The organism is Mycobacterium sp. NAZ190054, assembly GCF_001545925.1.
Lineage (GTDB): Bacteria > Actinomycetota > Actinomycetes > Mycobacteriales > Mycobacteriaceae > Mycobacterium.
Genome location: NZ_LMVQ01000042.1, coordinates 1 through 15,508 on the forward strand (window position 1 = coordinate 1; position 15,508 = coordinate 15,508).

Below are 15,508 nucleotides of genomic sequence, written 5' to 3' on the forward strand. Positions count from 1 at the left end.
CGCCGCGGCCGATCACCACGACGTGGGCGCCCGCGATCTCCACCTGGTAGCGCCGCAGCAGGTGCACGATGCCGCGCGGCGTGCAGGGAAGCGGCGCCGGCTCGTTGAGCACCAGCCGGCCCAGGTTCATCGGATGCAGACCGTCGGCGTCCTTGGCCGGATCGACGCGCTCCAGCGCGGCGTTCTCGTTCAGGTGCTTGGGCAGCGGCAACTGCACGATGTAGCCGGTGCAGTCCGGGTTCGCGTTGAGCTCGTCGAGGGTCTCGAGCAGGGTGTTCTGGCTGATGTCGGCGGGCAGGTCACGCCGGATCGAGTTGATGCCCACCTTGGCACAGTCCGCGTGCTTGCCGCGGACGTAGGCCTGGGACCCGGGATCGTCGCCGACCAGCACGGTGCCGAGCCCGGGCGTGTTCCCGGCGGCGGTCAGGGCTGCGACGCGTTCTTTGAGGTCGACGAAGATCTCGTCGCGCGTGGTCTTGCCGTCCAAAGTGATCGCACCCACGCGCATCATTCTGACAGGCAGTGTTCTGCGGGCACGAGGGCGTGGCATGCTCGGCGACATGACAGCCCCGCCCGATGTGTTCGGTCCGGCCAAGCTCGGCCCGGTCACCCTGCGCAACCGCATCATCAAGGCCGCGACGTTCGAGGCCGCCACTCCTGACGCGCTGGTCACCGAGGACCTGATCACCTACCACCGCCTGCCCGCGGCCGGCGGGGTCGGCATGACCACGGTCGCCTACTGCGCCGTCGCCCCGGGTGGCCGCACCGACGGCTGGCAGCTGTGGATGCGGCCCGACGCGGTGCCGGGCCTGCGCCGGCTCACCGACGCGGTGCACGCCGAGGGCGCGGCGATCAGCGCGCAGATCGGACACGCCGGACCGGTGGCCAACGCCCGCACCAACAAGGCGCAGGCCCTGGCACCGGTGCGGTTCTTCAATCCACTGTCGATGCGGTTCGCCAAGAAGGCCAGCCGCGAGGACATCGCCGAGGTGACCGAAGCTCACGCCCACGCCGCCCGGCTGGCCATCGACTCCGGGTTCGACGCCGTCGAGATCCACCTCGGCCACAACTATCTGGCCAGCTCGTTCCTGTCACCACTGATCAACCGTCGCGACGACGAGTTCGGTGGATCGCTGGAGAACCGCGCCAAGGTCGCGCGCGGCGTGGTGCTGGCGGTCAAGCGTGCCGTCGGCGACCAGATCGCGGTGACCGCGAAGCTCAACATGTCCGACGGGGTGCGCGGCGGCATCCCGCTGGAGGAGTCGCTGCAGACCGCCAAGTGGCTCGAAGAGGACGGCGGCCTGGACGCTCTCGAGCTGACCGCGGGCAGCTCGCTGCTCAACCCGATGTTCCTGTTCCGCGGCGGCGCCCCGGTCAAGGAGTTCTCCCGGGCCTTCAAACCGCCGCTGTCGTGGGGTATCCGGATGACCGGTAAGAAGTTCATCCGCGAGTACCCGTACCACGAGGCCTTTCTGATGCGGGACGCCAAGAAGTTCCGCGACGAGTTGACGTTGCCGCTGATCCTGCTCGGCGGTATCACCAACCGGAAGACGATGGACCGCGCGATGGCCGAGGGTTTCGACTTCGTCGCGATGGGGCGCGCGCTGCTGGCCGAACCCGATCTGCTCAACCGGATCCAGGCCGACCGCAGCGTGAAGTCGATCTGCGACCACTGCAACCTGTGCATGCCGACGATCTACAGCCACACCTACTGCGTGCGCACCGGTTCGCCATCCCCGGTCAGCTCGGGGCGATGAGCGCGCGGGCGCAGTCCGCGACGATGGCGTCGGCGCTCGCCGGGATCGTCTGACGCGCCCTCAGGTGGCGCCGCACGATCGCGGCGGGCACGTCCATGATCGCCGCGTTGACCCGCGCGGTGTCGTCGGGCAGGTCGGAGAGCACCTTACGCAGCCTGCGCTGCAAGCGTTTCCGCCGGCTCGTCACGGTCTCGGGCCACTCGCCCATGTCGAGCTCGTGCGGACCGGCGAGCATGACCTGTGCCTCGACCGGGTTGTCGCGGCACCACTGCAGGATCCGCAGCGCGCCGGCCACACAGCGCTGCTGGGCGTCGCCGTCGGTCAACAACGCCTCGACCAGCTCGTCCTGGAAGCGCTCCTCGGTACGCACCCACAGCTCGCCACACAACGCCGCCCGTGTCGGGAACCGGTGGTACACCGAGCCACTCGGGGCGCCGGTGCTGCGCGCAACCGCCGACATCGTCACCGCGGCAGGGCCTTCCTCCGCGAGCAGCTCCGCTGCGGCGTCGAGCAGGACATCGACGGTGTATCGAGCGGGCCGCGGCATTGCTCCACCCTAAAATAGAGAATACTCTCTATTAAGAGAGGAGGAGCCGTGAACACTGCGAAAAACGTCGCACAACGCTTCTACCGGGCGCTTTCCGACAAGGACGCCGACGCGCTATTCGCCTTGCTCGCAGACGATTTCGAAGGTCGTGTGAGTACGGGCATGCCCCATGGGGTAGGTGGTGAACACCATGGGCGTGTCGCGATGGTCACCGAGGTGTGGGGACGCATCGATGCGGCGTACGACGTCGAGGTCGTCCCGCACGAGTATCTGAGCGTCGGACCGCGGGACGGTCGCGTGGTGGTGCTCGGCACCTACCGTGGATCCGCGCGCGACAGCCCGGCACGGGTCGACGCCGCATTCGCCCACGTGATCACCGTGAGGAACGAGCAGATAACAGCGCTGCAACAGATCACCGACACCGTCAGGTGGCACATACCGGCGTGACCGGTTACCGATAGAGTTGCCCGCGATGAGCCGACCAGCAACCCCTGCGCTGACCGTTCGGTATGACGGATCCACTCGCACCTTCGCGGCCGGCAACGACGTCGTCGTCGGCCGGGACCTGCGGGCCGACGTCCGGATCGCCCACCCGCTGATCTCGCGCGCCCATCTGGTGCTGCGGTTCGACCAGGGCCGGTGGGTCGCGATCGACAACGGCAGCCTCAACGGTATGTACGTCAACGGCAGGCGGGTGCCCGCCGCCGAGATCGCCGACGGCGCCCAGGTCCACATCGGCAACCCCGACGGCCCGCTGCTGGTCTTCGAGGTCGGCCGCCATCAGGGCTCGGCGGGTTCGCCGCCTCCGACGGCGGCAGTCCCGGTGGCCGGCCGAACCGGCGCGACCCGGCCGTCGCAGCCTCCTCCACCGCCGACCGGGCGCCCGCCGGTGCACCGCCCGTACCCGACCGGTCCGGGCACCTATCCGCCGAGCGCACCGTGGCCCACCGCCCCGCCGTCGCGGCCCGTCCGACAACCCATCTCGTCCCCGGCGATGGAGTCGGTGACCGTGATGGGGCCGGCCGCAGCACCCCGGTCCGGCGGCGACGGCAACCTCGCCACCAGCATGCTCAAGATCCTGCGGCCGGGCCGGCCCGCGGAAGCACCCCCCGGGTCGATCAAGATCGGCCGGGCGAGCGACAACGACATCGTCATCCCCGACGTGCTGGCCTCGCGTCATCACGCGACGCTGGTGCCGTCGCCCTCCGGCACCGAGATCCGCGACAACCGCAGCATCAACGGCACGTTCGTCAACGGATCCCGGGTCGAGAGCGCGATCCTCACCGACGGCGACACCGTCACGATCGGCAACGTCGACCTCGTGTTCCGCGACGGCACGCTGGTGCGTCGCACCGAGACCGCCGCCGCGACCGCAACCGGGGGTCTCGAGGTCCACGGCGTCACCTGGACGATCGAGAACAACAAGACGCTGCTGGACAACATCTCGATGTCGGCGCGCCCGGGCACGCTGACCGCGGTGATCGGCCCGTCCGGTGCCGGCAAGTCCACCTTCGCGCGGCTGGTCGCCGGCTACACACACCCGACCACCGGTCAGGTGTCCTTCGAGGGCCATGACGTGCACGCCGAGTACGCGTCGCTGCGCTCCCGGATCGGGATGGTGCCGCAGGACGACGTCGTGCACGGGCAGCTGACCGTCCGGCAGGCACTGATGTACGCCGCCGAACTGCGCCTGCCGCCGGACACCACGAAGGCCGACCGCGAACAGGTCGTCAACGAGGTGCTCGAAGAGCTCGAGATGACCAAACACCTCGACACCCGGGTCGACAAACTGTCCGGCGGACAGCGCAAACGCGCGTCGGTGGCGCTGGAACTGCTGACCGGCCCGTCGCTGCTGATCCTCGACGAACCCACCTCGGGTCTCGACCCCGCGCTGGACCGCCAGGTCATGACGATGCTGCGCCAGCTCGCCGACGCCGGCCGCGTGGTGCTCGTCGTCACCCACTCGCTGACCTACCTCGACGTGTGCGACCAGGTGCTGTTGCTGGCGCCCGGCGGCAAGACCGCGTTCTACGGGCCGCCCGGCCAGATCGGCCCGTCCATGGGCACGACCAACTGGGCCGACATCTTCAGCACCGTCGCCGGTGATCCCGACGCCGCCGCGCAGCGCTATCTGGCCCAGCACGGGCCGCCGCCACCCCAGCCGCCGGCGCTGACACCGTCGGAGCTGGGCACCCCGACCCGCACCAGCCTGAGCCGGCAGCTCTCCACGATCGCACGGCGCCAGATCCGGCTGGTCATCTCCGACCGGGGCTACTTCGCGTTCCTGATGCTGCTGCCGTTCATCATGGGTGTGCTGTCGCTGTCGGTGCCCGGCGACGTCGGGTTCGGCGTGCCCAAGACGGCGATGGAGGGCGGCGAAGCCCCCAACGAACCCGGACAGATCCTGGTGATGCTCAACGTCGGCGCGATCTTCATGGGCACCGCGCTGACGATTCGTGCACTGATCAGCGAGCGGGCGATCTTCCGGCGCGAACAGGCGGTCGGCCTCTCGACGTCGGCCTATCTGCTGGCCAAGGTGGTGGTGTTCACCGCGTTCGCGATCGTGCAGTCGGCGATCGTCACCTCGATCGCGATCGCGGGTAAAGGCTGGGGCCCCGGCGCCGTGGAAAGCGGCGCCGTGCTCGGCAACCGGAGTTTGGAACTGTTCACCGACATCGCGGTGACGTGTGTGGCCGCGGCGATGGTCGGCCTTGCGCTGTCGGCTCTGGCCAAGTCCGCCGAGCAGATCATGCCGCTGCTGGTCGTGGCGATCATGTCGCAGCTGGTGTTCTCCGGCGGGATGATCCCGGTGACCGACAGGATCGTGCTGGATCAGATGTCGTGGTTCACACCCGCGCGATGGGGTTTCGCGGCATCGGCGTCGACGATCGACCTGATCCGGCTCGTCCCCGGGCCCTTGACGCCCCAGGACCGCCACTGGGAACACACCTCCGGCGCATGGCTGTTCGACGTGGGCATGCTCGTGGTGATCAGCGTGGCGTACCTCGCGTTCGTGCGCTGGCGGATCCGATTGAAGGCTGCGTAAATTTGGCAGTAGACCCGCACAAGTTTCCTGGACTGTGGGTTCTCTGTTCCTTTGCAAGGAAATCCCCTGATTCCGCGGTAAATCGCTCGCGGTCTCGTAGGCTCGGTATGCAGGCCATACAGGGGAGTACCAGGTGTCCGACGCAGACGCGTCACAGCGTGAAGCCGCGATCCACGCCGCATTAGCTGAACTTCAGCAGTGGGGCGTGGACCGCTTCAGCATGGAAGGCGTGGCGCATCGGTCGCGGCTGAGCACCGAGTATCTGCAGCAGACCTGGGAAAGCGACCGTCAACTCATCCTTGATGCGCTGCTCCACTACAGCGAGACCATCGTCTCCGTGCCCGACACCGGTTCGCTGCGCGAGGACCTGACCGAATTGGCGCTTGCCATCGCCGCGTATGTGAACGAACCGGTGGGGCGACGGATCGCACGCATGGCGGTGGTCGACACCAAGACCCCGGCCGCCGACTACGACACCCGGGCGCTGTTCTGGACCATGCGCACCGCCACGATCGAGGTGATCTTCGAGCGGGCCGCCGCTCGCGGCGAACTGCGCGACGGCGTCAGACCGGGGATCGTGCTCCAGTTGCTGACGGCGCCGCTGCACACCTTCGCCCTCTACAGTGACAGGCCGGTCGATCCCGGTTACTGCCGGATGATCGCCGACCTGGTCACTCGCGCCATCGAGCGCTGAGTCAACGCACTGCAGCCCGATTGTCCGCTCAGCGGACATCCACGTAGTAGACGCTGCCCGGGACGCTGTTCTGGAACGTCCGGCAGGAACGTGTCCGATGCGGGCGGTCCGCTACATCGGCGGGGCGAGCACCGTGCAAGATATTCACGATATGGATGAGACCCGTGACGGCCGGCGCGGCGAACTGGCCGATTCGGCTGAGTTCCGGCGGGGGGCAGCCGCCCGCCGGGTCGCCGATCTCGTCCGGGCCGACATCCACGCCGGTGTCTACGGCGGGTCGCTGTCGCACGAATGGGAGTTGATCAAGCGATACGGCACGACACGCAACGCCTTGCGGGGCGCGCTGAACATCCTGCAGGAGCAGGGCATGGTCGAGAGGATCCGCGGCGTCGGCACGCTGACGCGGGGAGCCGCGGTCGCCTTCAGCATGCTTCGCACACCGGACCTGATCCACATCAACGAGGACGACGACACACTCCTGCTCAAGGTGAGCGGCACGGCGGTTTCCGTCACCGCGCTGGTCCGCGACGAGCTCGCCGCTCCGATCCCCGTCGCCGAGCGACTGGAGATCTCCGCCGGCGACCCGGTCCTGTACGTCGAATCGCTGTTCTCGGTCGCGGGATCCCCACAGCGGATCCGCTCCACGTGGGTGGCGGCGGATAGGGTCCCGAAGATCCGTGAGCACCCGTTGGACGGATTCCTGCCCGAGATTCTCGAAGACCTGACCCGTGGGCCGAATGTGATGCGACAGCTGGTCATCGAGGCGATCGTCGCCGACCGGGCCTCTGCCGAGGTTCTCGAGACGCTGGCCGGCGCGCCCATCCTCCTCTTCGAGTACGTCGTCAGCGGGCCGGACGGGATGCCGGTCGAATTCGGGTTCACCCGGCACCGCGGCGACCGGACGATCGTCGACAGCCGGGTCGCCGCGGACTGACCGCGGCGGAACTCACCGGGCCGCACACGGAACGTCACCCCGAGCCGGTCCATTTCGGGTCGGGCTGCGGCGTTACATGTTTCCTGCCGCGAAAAACGCGACGTCACGACGGCGTTCAGCGCCCGATTGGCGTGCGAAACAAATGCTTAACCTGCGGGTGAATGCGGCGAAACTTCCGAGCTGGTAGCAATGTGCACGCTCGATGCCCGGAAATGAGGAGATGTGATGGTGAAGCGCAGCAGTCCGATTCGGATCGCCGACCATGGTGCGAACGAATCCGATTGAGCGCCAACGAACTTACACGACACGCATCTGTCATGAACTTACTTCCCGACCACTACGTGCTGAGCGCACGGCGCGCGTTCACCGCGACGGGTGACACGGTGATCGACGACGCGTACGTCGAGATCCGGCACGACCGGATCGTCAGCGTCGGAACGAGATCCGACTACCGCGGCGATCCTCGGCTTCCCGTGTACGACTACGGCGATGCCACCATCCTGCCCGGGCTGATCGACACCCACTGCCACATCACGCTCAGTGGCGACGGCAAGGCCTACGAGGAGCAGGTCCGCGACTCAGACGAGCTGATGGCACTGATCGCGGTCAACAATCTTCAGCGCCATCTGTCGGCCGGGGTCACCACGCTTCGCGACAACGGCGGGCGCAACACGATCGTGTTCGCCGTGCGGGATGCGATCGACCGCGGTTTCATCGACGGCCCCCGCCTCCTGCTGGCCGGGCGCCCGATCACCCACTCCGCCGGGCACTTCCACTGGTGCAACGGTGTCGCCGACAGTCTCGACCGGATCCGCGCCGCCGTGCGGGTGCTCACCGCCGAGGGCGCCGATCACATCAAGATCATGGCGAGCGGCGGAGCGACGGCGGGCAATTCGCCGTACTACTCGTCATACACGATCCGTGAGATGCAGGTCGCGGTCGAAACCGCGCACGGCTTGGGGCGACTGACCACTGCGCACTGCCGCTCCACGACCTCGATCGAGAACGCGATCGACGCCGGGCTCGACTGCATCGAGCACGCCGACTTCCTCGTGCCCGGTGAACCCGTGTCCTTCGGGCAGGGGATCACCGGCCACGGTCGGATGGTGTACGACGGCAGGGTCGCGGACAAGATGCTCCGGGCCGGCAGCTTCGTGTCCTACACGGCCCTTGTCGGCGGATACGAGACCATGCGCATGCTGCGGACGAAGAACGCCGAGACCGCCGCACTCACCGGATACGAACGCGCCAAGCTCGCAGAACTCGAGGCCTACATCGACATGCGTGGTCAGGTCTTCGGATCGATGCTGAGCGACGGGTTCGAGGGCAGGATCACGCTGAGCACAGACGCCGGCCCGCAGGACATGGGCTTCGGCACGCTGCAGCACTGTGTGGAGTTCGCCGTGAGCGCCGGCATGGCGCCGACCCACGCGATCAAGGCGGTCACCTCGGTAGCAGCCCGGGCCTGCGGTGTCGCCGCCGACGTCGGAACCCTCGAGGCGGGCAAACTTGCCGACATCATGGTCGCCCCCGGCGACGCCGTGCGCGACGTCTCGAAACTCGAAACTCCTTCGGCGGTCTACCAGGGCGGGCGTCTGGTGGCACCGTATGTCGTCGACTCCGGTGTACACCGCCGCGCGGTCGACTTCACCGAGCGGCTGACCCACCACGCACCGCCACGTGACTGGCCGGCCGACCAATGTTGAGCCGTGGCCAGTCCACCGCCGCCGTGGAAGCGGCGCTAGCGGTCATTCGGGAGCGGGAACCGGCGGTGCGGGCCTGGGTCTTGGTCGACGCCGACGGCGCCCGCACGCAGGCAGCCCAGCTCGACCGGGCCGCCGCCTTCGAACGGCCCGGGCCCCTCCACGGCATGACGGCTGCGGTGAAGGACCTGGTGGATGTCGCAGGGCTGCCCACCCGCTGCGGTTCCTCGACCCGAGACGACGCCGCGCCCGCCGCGAACGACGCGGACGTCGTCGCCCGCATCCGGGTCGCCGGCGCCGCGATCCTGGGTAAGACGGTCACCACCGAGTACGCCTACTTCGACCCGGGCCCCACCCGGAACCCGCACGACACCGCCCGGACGCCCGGCGGTTCCTCGAGTGGCTCGGCCGCAGCCGTCGCCGCGGGTATGGCGGACCTGGCCGTCGCGACCCAGACCGCCGCGTCCACCGTCCGCCCCGCCTCGTACTGCGGCATCGCGGCGCTGGTCACCAGTTACGGCCGTTGGCCGACCGCGGGCATCCAGGAGCTGTCGGGGGCTCTTGACACCGTCGGGTTGATGACCCGCACGGTCGAGCAACTCGTCACGGTCACCGCGGCGCTCTACGGGGTCACGGTCGCCGACCTCACACGGGCGCCGCGCATCGCGGTGTTCGACGGGTCCGCCTTCGGCGGTGTCGAAGACGGTATGCGCGCGGCCCTCACCCTGGCCGTCGCACGTGCCCGAGCGGCGGGCGCGCGGGTCTCGCCGCTGCCGTGCATCGACGGCTTGGGTGACCTGTCGGACGTGCATTCCACGCTCCTGGCCGCCGGCGCCCATCGAGCCCTCGGCCATCTGCTCAGCGCCGGTGACGAGCCTGGTCATCTGCTGCGCGCCCTCCTCACCCGCGGCTCCGCGATCACCGCGACGCAGGAGCAAGACGCGGCCCGGCATGCGATGACCGTCCGTGGGGCGCTGGGGGCCGCCCTCGACGAAACGGGTGCCGACGTGGTCCTCGCACCCGCGGCCACGGGGCCCGCACCCGTCGGCACCGCCACCGGTAACCCCGATCAGTCCAGGTGCTGGCACGCCCTCGGGCTGCCCGCCGTCGTGGTGCCGGGGCTGACCGACGTCGAGACCGGGATGCCGCTCGGCGTGCAGTTGCTCGCACGGCCCGGCGCCGACGAGGCGGCCCTGACCGCCGCCCACTGGCTCGCCCGGCACCTCACCGCCGACAACGTTGCCGACCGAGCCTGAACCAGAGAGGAAGATCATGTCAAAACTCTTGCAGGAGTATGGGATCGAGGAGGATCCCCGTAACAGACAGTGCTTCAAGGAGGCGATGTCGGCGCTCGGACTGTTCAGCGTGTACACCATCGTCGTTGTGGTGGCGGCGGCCGCGCTGTGGGCGCTGGACCCGGAAGGGCGGATCTTCGGCCTTCCCACGTATCTGTTCTGGACCGGGGTGGTCGCTCCGGTCGCTCTGGTCGTGTCGGTGTGGGCGATGACCCGGTTCACCTACCAGGACATGCCGCTCGACCCCGACCCCGACACCGCGGACGCCGCGGCGCAGCGCTGAGAGGAACGACCCCGTGGATTGGACACTGCTTTTTCCGTTCGCCGTCTACCTGCTCGTGGTGTTGCTCGTCGGCGTGTACGGGTTCAACGTCATCGCCGGCAAGAAGGCCAGCGAGTTCTCCGAGGAGTTCTACGTCGGCTCACGGAGTTTGGGCGGCTGGACCCTCGCCCTGACGTTCGCTGCCTCGCTCGGCAGCGCCGGGTCGTTTCTCGGCACCCCCGCCCTGGCCTACTCGGTGGGCTTCTCCTGGCTCGTCATCGGCGCCCTGCAGTCCGGCTCCATCGCCGTGGGTCTCGGCCTGCTCGGTAAGCGCATCGCGATCGTCGGCCGCAAGATCAAGGCCTACACGCTGCCGCAGATCCTCGAGGCCCGTTATCCCGGAGCCGTGATGCGCTACGTGGTTCCCGTCCTGATCACCGTGTTCCTGACCGTTTTCATGGTCTCCCAGGTGGTCGGCGGCGCCCGTGTCCTCGAAGCCATGGCCGGGGTGCCGTACCACCTCGGCGCGTTGGCCGTCGGCGCCATCACCGTCGCCTACACCGTCCTGGGCGGCTTCCGCGCCGCGTCCATCACCGATCTCGTCCAGGGCATCTTCATGGCCCTCGGCTCCGTCCTGCTCGTGGTGCTCATCGTGGGGATGGCCGGTGGGCTGGGCCCGATCGTCGACTCGGTCGAGGCCGCGAATCCGGCACTGATCAGCCCCGACGGCGGCGGCGAGCTCGGCTCGCTGTTCATCCTGTCCTCGGGCGGTCTGCTGCTCGGTATCGCGCTGCTGTCCATGCCGCATGCCGCCGTCCGCGGGTTCGCCTTCAAGGACTCACGTGCCCTGCACAAGGCGATGGTGATCGGTACCGTCGCGGCCATCACCTTCACGGTGGTCATCTGGTTCGCCGGCGCCGCGGGTCACCACTTCCTCGGCGAGATCGAGGCGCCTGATCAGGTGATCCCCTTGTTGGCCAAGGAACTCTTCCCGTCCCTGGCGGCCGGCATCTTCCTCGCCGTACCGTTCGCCGCGATCATGTCCACCGTGGATTCGGTTCTTCTGGTGGTGTGTTCGAGCCTCGTGGAGGACATCTACGTCAAGGCGAAGAACGGCGACGTGGACCCGCGGCGCAGGATGGTGCTGAACCGCGCGTCCATGGGCGTGATCGGCACCCTGGTGGTGTTGCTGGCGCTCAACCCGCCGGAGCTCCTGACCTCGCTGGTGTTCTTCGCAGTGGGCGGCCTGGCGTCGTGCCTGTTGTTCCCGCTGCTGTTCGGCCTCTACTGGCCGCGCGCGAACACCCCGGGAGCGGTGGCGTCCTGCCTGGGCGGCGGCGTCGCCTACCTGCTCTTCGCCCAGGTACTCGACCCGATGCTGGCTGCCGATCCCATCTTCTGGTCCCTCGCGGTCTCTCTGGTCCTGATGGTGGGCGTCAGCCTGGCCACGGCCAAGCCCGAACGTGCTGTGCTGCAGGCGTTCTGGGGTCGTGCCGACACCGGCCCAGAACAGGCCCTAGCCCAGCAGCCAGTCGTTCGGTGAGAACAGCTCGCAGTGCAGCCGCTCCCCCGCGACACCGCGGCCGATGAGCTGCGCGCGCACCGCCTGCACGAAACCGTTGTTGCCGCACAGGTACACCTCGGCGCCGGTGGGCAGTTCGATGCCGGCGAGGTTCATCAGCCCGGCGTGAGCGTCCGGCACACCGGCCGTCAGGCCGTCCTCGTACCAGACATCCAGGCGCGCGTCGGGCAGCGCGGCGGTCAGCTCGAGCTGGCGCTCGCGCAACGGGTGGGTCTGGTCGCTGCGATCGGCGTGCAGCACGCGCACCACGGTGTCGGGCGCCGACGCGGCCAGGTACTCCAGGATGCCGATCATCGGCGTGACTCCGATGCCGGCCGAGACGAGAACCACCGGCCTGCTGCCGTCCGGTGCGGGCAGATCGCCGAACGGCACCGTGACGTCGAGTATGTCGCCCACGCACACGTTGGCCGCGATCCACGACGACACCTCGCCCGCGGGGGTTCCGGCGCCGGCCGCCACCGGCTTGACCGCGAAGGTCAGCCCGTCCTGCCCCGCGGCGTTGACCAGGCTGTACTGCCGCAGCTGCCGAGCACCGTCGGGCATCGTCACACCGACCGAAACATACTGTCCGGGAAGGAAACCGGCGACCGGCTGGCCGAGCGGCCGCACGGTCATCAGCACCGCTCCGGACGGATCGTCGATCCGCGACACCACCCTCGCCCGGCGGTACACGTCACCGTCCGCCACGCCCGCCTCGCGGTAGAGGTTGCGTTCCAGGGCGATCAACGTGTCGGCCATGATCCAGTACACCCGGTCCCACGCGTCGGCCACGTCCGCGGTCACGGTGTCGGCGCCGAGGACTGCGACGATCGCGGCGAAGAGGTGCTCGTGCACCACCGGGTACTGGTCGGCGGTCACCCCGAGCGACGCATGCTTGTGCCCGATCCGCGAGAGCAGTTCGGCCGGATGCGGTAACGCCGGGTCGACGAGGTGGGTGGCGAACGTCGCGATCGACGCCGCCAACGCACGCTGCTGCGCACCCTGGGCCTGATTGCCGCGATTGAACAGGTTTCGCAACAGTTCCGGGTGCGCATCGAACATCCGGCGGTAGAACTCCGTGGTGATCTCGTCGATGTGCGCGCCGATCAACGGCAATGTCGCCGAGATGATCTGCGCGTGCGCAGCTTCCAGTTCGGCGGGAACGACGGTGACGGTCATCGGAGGTCCTTTCGGTTGGTGGTCCGACACCGACGCTAGAAAAGGCGCACGCCGGATGCGACTTTTCCGGCTGTGCCGTTAAACACGCACTGACGTGCGGTTTTTTGACCAGCTCTTACGCGGTCAACCCGCGATGTCGAGCCCGTGTGCCGCAGCGAACGCCATCGCCTGAGCGAGGTCGACCTTGGCGCCCCGCAGCCTCGCGGTGGTCCAGAACGTGGGATCGACCCGGGCACCCCGCAGGTCCGCGCCATCCAGACGGGCATCCTGCACCCGGGCTCCACTCAGATCCGCACGCGCCAGCACAGCCTCCCGCAGATCCGCACCCACCAGGCTGGTCTCGCGCAGCCGGCAGTCCGACAGATCGGTCTTACGCAGGTCGACATTGGCCAACACCGCGAGTGTGAAGTCGACCTCCACGACCGTCAGCGGCCGCAGCCGGCACTCCGTGAACGTCGAACCTAGAAAGCTGCATTGCCGGAAAGCGCTGTGCCACAGCGATGTCCGGCGAAACGTGCAGTTACGGAACGCCGATCCGACGTGTTCGGAATCGGAGAGGTCCGCACCGGTGAAGTCGCACTCGGTGAACACAACCCGCTCGGTGCGCAGCCGACTGAGATCCTCGTCGCGAAAGTCCTGCCGCTCGAACTCGCGGTCGCTTTCGTGGGCATCCATTCAGCCGGTCGCAGCCAGCCGGGTCAACGCATACTCGGTGATCGCGATCAGCGCGGCCTTGGCCGATTCCCGACTGCGGGCGTCCACCGTGATCAGCGGGACGTGCTCGGGCAGCGCCAGCGCGGTACGCACCGCCGACAACGGGTGACGCGGGGCGCCGTCGAATTCGTTGACCGCGACCAGGAACGGCAGCTTGCGCGCCTCGAAGAAGTCCACCGCCGCGAAACTGTCGGCCAACCTTCGGACGTCCACCAGGACGATCGCGCCGATCGCGCCGCGGATCAGGTCGTCCCACATGAACCAGAACCGGCGCTGGCCCGGGGTTCCGAACAGGTACAGCACCAGGTCCTCGTCCAGGCTGATGCGCCCGAAGTCCATCGCGACCGTGGTCGTCGACTTGTCCGGCGTCGCCTCCAGCCCGTCCACGCCCTCCGACGCGTCGGTCACCAACGCCTCGGTGCGCAACGGCACGATTTCCGACACGGCGCCGACGAAGGTCGTCTTTCCCGCGCCGAAACCACCGGAGACCACGATCTTGATCGATGCCTTAGAGCGCCCTGAGGCCACGCAGTGTCCTTCCGATCAGTTCTCGTCGTTCGTCGGCGGTCGCCGCCTCCCCCAGGGTGGTGTGTACCCGCACATAACCCTGCACCACCAGGTCCCCGACGAGCACCCGCGCCACGCCGAGGGGCAGTGAGAGATGCGCGGCAACCTCGGCCACGGACGGGCGGTCGGCACACAGCACCAGGATCTGGCTGCGGACATCGTTGGCCGGCCAAGGTGACGGCCGCGCCGTGGCGGCCACCCCGACCGGGGCTTCGAGCGGAAGTTGCACAGACGCGTCGGTGCGGCCCGCCGTCAGCGTGTACGGGCGTACCAGACTGGGCTCGGCAGCGTCGCGTTCCGGTTTGTCGTGCGCTCCCATGATCGGCTCACGGATGCTGGGTGGTGCGTCGCGAGGCCTGGACCACGGCACCGACTCGTTCGACGAGAATTGCCATTTCATAACCGATTTGGCCGATGTCACAGTTGCGGGCGGCGAGCGTCGCGAGGCTGGACCCGTCGCCGACCCGCATCAGCAGCAGATACCCGTTCTCCATCTCGACGACCGACTGCAGCACGTAACCGCCGTCGAACAGCTGCGCGGCGCCGGTCGACAGGCTCGCCAAGCCCGATGCGACAGCCGCCAGCTGGTCGGCCCGCTCCCCCGGGAGGTGTTCACTGGCCGCCATCAGCAGGCCGTCCGCCGAGACCAGGATCGCGTGTGACACCCCGGGCACCTCGCGGGCGAACCTGGCCACCAACCAGTCGAGCGACGTCATAGCGAGTCGGTTCCTCCGGCTTCCTTGGCGTGCCGCCGGCCGGCGTGCACACCGCCGAAGTGGCTGCCGATGCTCGCGCGGACGGCTTCGGGGTCGCGCGCGGCCGATGCTACCGGCTCGCTGTCGGCATGACCGGGCACGAAGCGAGCACCCGGCCGGCGGATCGGCAGCCCCTCGGCGGTGTGCTCGTGCACCGGGGCGGCGGCCGCCGCTTCGGCCGCCGACCAGCCGTGGTCCCACACCGTTTTCCAGTCCAGGTCGGTGCTGTGCGACAGCTCGTGCGGGTCGATCAGCCATTCGGAGAGCATCGTCTGGTAGATCGAGTCTTCGGCACCGGCCGACGCGGGCTCCGGTTCCGGCGTGGGCTCCGGTTCCGGCGGCGACGCAGGCTCGGGCGCCACAGGTGCGACGGGCGGCGGTAATCCAGGCCTTGAGTAGTTGACGGGCGACACCGGGTTCGTGCTCGAAGCGGTAGAGGTCACGCAGTTGTTCTTTGAGCGTCCAGGCCCGGCCGACGCGGCGGTTGGCGCGGG

General features: G+C 68.5%; 16 protein-coding genes and 1 pseudogene. 9 read left to right on the forward strand and 8 right to left on the reverse strand.

All coding sequences use genetic code 11. The features are described from left to right. Nucleotides 1–502: tetrahydrofolate dehydrogenase/cyclohydrolase catalytic domain-containing protein (locus ASJ79_RS04295; RefSeq protein ID WP_304439099.1), on the reverse strand; the 502-nt coding region annotated here is incomplete at its 3' end. 58 nt (nucleotides 503–560) lie between these two features. On the opposite strand from ASJ79_RS04295, the gene ASJ79_RS04300 reads away from it, so the two are divergent. Then, nucleotides 561–1,757 carry an NADH:flavin oxidoreductase gene (locus ASJ79_RS04300; RefSeq protein ID WP_067953522.1) on the forward strand — a complete coding sequence of 399 codons (1,197 nt, stop codon included), beginning with the start codon at nucleotides 561–563 and terminating at the stop codon, nucleotides 1,755–1,757. On the opposite strand, the gene ASJ79_RS04305 is transcribed toward ASJ79_RS04300, so the two are convergent. Beyond that, on the reverse strand, nucleotides 1,741–2,304 hold the full coding sequence (locus tag ASJ79_RS04305; protein ID WP_067953507.1) for a TetR/AcrR family transcriptional regulator: 564 nt from the start codon (nucleotides 2,302–2,304) through the stop codon (nucleotides 1,741–1,743). The two genes, ASJ79_RS04300 and ASJ79_RS04305, sit on opposite strands and share 17 nt — an antisense overlap. A gap of 48 nt (nucleotides 2,305–2,352) precedes the next feature. Here ASJ79_RS04305 and ASJ79_RS04310 point away from each other — a divergent pair, with 48 nt between their 5' ends. From ASJ79_RS04310 to panF, 8 genes are all read left to right on the forward strand, one after another. Further along, a complete protein-coding gene (locus ASJ79_RS04310) occupies nucleotides 2,353–2,751 on the forward strand; it encodes a nuclear transport factor 2 family protein (RefSeq protein ID WP_067953508.1) in 399 nt (132 codons plus the stop codon). A gap of 25 nt (nucleotides 2,752–2,776) precedes the next feature. Further along, complete coding sequence (locus tag ASJ79_RS04315; RefSeq protein ID WP_067953509.1) at nucleotides 2,777–5,350, forward strand: FHA domain-containing protein; 2,574 nt, start codon at nucleotides 2,777–2,779, stop codon at nucleotides 5,348–5,350. Between the two features lie 133 nt (nucleotides 5,351–5,483). Next, nucleotides 5,484–6,044 carry a TetR/AcrR family transcriptional regulator C-terminal ligand-binding domain-containing protein gene (locus ASJ79_RS04320; RefSeq protein WP_067953510.1) on the forward strand — a complete coding sequence of 187 codons (561 nt, stop codon included), beginning with the start codon at nucleotides 5,484–5,486 and terminating at the stop codon, nucleotides 6,042–6,044. A gap of 151 nt (nucleotides 6,045–6,195) precedes the next feature. Beyond that, the gene (locus tag ASJ79_RS04325) at nucleotides 6,196–6,978 is read left to right on the forward strand and encodes a GntR family transcriptional regulator (protein WP_067953511.1); all 783 of its coding nucleotides are present in this window, start codon (nucleotides 6,196–6,198) and stop codon (nucleotides 6,976–6,978) included. A gap of 317 nt (nucleotides 6,979–7,295) precedes the next feature. Next, complete coding sequence (locus ASJ79_RS04330) at nucleotides 7,296–8,684, forward strand: amidohydrolase family protein (RefSeq protein WP_067953512.1); 1,389 nt, start codon at nucleotides 7,296–7,298, stop codon at nucleotides 8,682–8,684. Beyond that, nucleotides 8,678–9,937 carry an amidase gene (locus ASJ79_RS04335; protein ID WP_067953513.1) on the forward strand — a complete coding sequence of 420 codons (1,260 nt, stop codon included), beginning with the start codon at nucleotides 8,678–8,680 and terminating at the stop codon, nucleotides 9,935–9,937. Before ASJ79_RS04330 ends, ASJ79_RS04335 begins: the two co-directional genes overlap by 7 nt. A gap of 16 nt (nucleotides 9,938–9,953) precedes the next feature. Then, nucleotides 9,954–10,259 carry a DUF997 family protein gene (locus ASJ79_RS04340; RefSeq protein ID WP_067953514.1) on the forward strand — a complete coding sequence of 102 codons (306 nt, stop codon included), beginning with the start codon at nucleotides 9,954–9,956 and terminating at the stop codon, nucleotides 10,257–10,259. Between the two features lie 13 nt (nucleotides 10,260–10,272). After that, a complete protein-coding gene (gene panF, locus ASJ79_RS04345) occupies nucleotides 10,273–11,781 on the forward strand; it encodes a sodium/pantothenate symporter (protein ID WP_067953515.1) in 1,509 nt (502 codons plus the stop codon). Here the strand turns inward: panF and ASJ79_RS04350 are convergent. The 6 genes and pseudogenes from ASJ79_RS04350 to ASJ79_RS04375 form a co-directional block, all read right to left on the reverse strand. Next, complete coding sequence (locus ASJ79_RS04350; RefSeq protein WP_067953516.1) at nucleotides 11,755–12,978, reverse strand: globin domain-containing protein; 1,224 nt, start codon at nucleotides 12,976–12,978, stop codon at nucleotides 11,755–11,757. The two genes, panF and ASJ79_RS04350, sit on opposite strands and share 27 nt — an antisense overlap. Nucleotides 12,979–13,101: 123 nt before the next feature. Next, nucleotides 13,102–13,653, reverse strand: coding sequence for a pentapeptide repeat-containing protein (locus ASJ79_RS04355; protein WP_067953517.1), 552 nt, complete (start codon nucleotides 13,651–13,653; stop codon nucleotides 13,102–13,104). Beyond that, entirely contained in the window at nucleotides 13,654–14,220 is a 567-nt protein-coding gene (locus ASJ79_RS04360; RefSeq protein WP_067953518.1) for an ATP/GTP-binding protein, read from the reverse strand. Further along, nucleotides 14,201–14,578 (reverse strand): DUF742 domain-containing protein, encoded by a 378-nt coding sequence (locus ASJ79_RS04365; protein ID WP_067953519.1) that lies wholly within the window; start codon nucleotides 14,576–14,578, stop codon nucleotides 14,201–14,203. The genes ASJ79_RS04360 and ASJ79_RS04365 overlap by 20 nt, the downstream gene beginning before the upstream one ends. A 7-nt stretch (nucleotides 14,579–14,585) precedes the next feature. After that, nucleotides 14,586–14,975, reverse strand: coding sequence for a serine protease inhibitor (locus tag ASJ79_RS04370; RefSeq protein WP_067953520.1), 390 nt, complete (start codon nucleotides 14,973–14,975; stop codon nucleotides 14,586–14,588). Further along, nucleotides 14,972–15,508, reverse strand: a pseudogene (locus tag ASJ79_RS04375) (histidine kinase); the annotation flags it as partial. The pseudogene ASJ79_RS04375 and the gene ASJ79_RS04370, both read right to left, overlap by 4 nt.

Bases quoted from the DNA above. Each gene is read 5' to 3' on its own strand.
- ASJ79_RS04340 (WP_067953514.1), top strand. From the start codon at position 9,954: ATGTCAAAACTCTTGCAGGAGTATGGGATCGAGGAGGATCCCCGTAAC.
- ASJ79_RS04330 (WP_067953512.1), top strand. From the start codon at position 7,296: ATGAACTTACTTCCCGACCACTACGTGCTGAGCGCACGGCGCGCGTTC.
- ASJ79_RS04300 (WP_067953522.1), top strand. From the start codon at position 561: ATGACAGCCCCGCCCGATGTGTTCGGTCCGGCCAAGCTCGGCCCGGTC.
- ASJ79_RS04350 (WP_067953516.1), bottom strand. From the start codon at position 12,978: ATGACCGTCACCGTCGTTCCCGCCGAACTGGAAGCTGCGCACGCGCAG.
- ASJ79_RS04355 (WP_067953517.1), bottom strand. From the start codon at position 13,653: ATGGATGCCCACGAAAGCGACCGCGAGTTCGAGCGGCAGGACTTTCGC.
- ASJ79_RS04365 (WP_067953519.1), bottom strand. From the start codon at position 14,578: ATGGGAGCGCACGACAAACCGGAACGCGACGCTGCCGAGCCCAGTCTG.
- ASJ79_RS04325 (WP_067953511.1), top strand. From the start codon at position 6,196: ATGGATGAGACCCGTGACGGCCGGCGCGGCGAACTGGCCGATTCGGCT.
- ASJ79_RS04370 (WP_067953520.1), bottom strand. From the start codon at position 14,975: ATGACGTCGCTCGACTGGTTGGTGGCCAGGTTCGCCCGCGAGGTGCCC.
- ASJ79_RS04305 (WP_067953507.1), bottom strand. From the start codon at position 2,304: ATGCCGCGGCCCGCTCGATACACCGTCGATGTCCTGCTCGACGCCGCA.
- ASJ79_RS04335 (WP_067953513.1), top strand. From the start codon at position 8,678: ATGTTGAGCCGTGGCCAGTCCACCGCCGCCGTGGAAGCGGCGCTAGCG.
- ASJ79_RS04315 (WP_067953509.1), top strand. From the start codon at position 2,777: ATGAGCCGACCAGCAACCCCTGCGCTGACCGTTCGGTATGACGGATCC.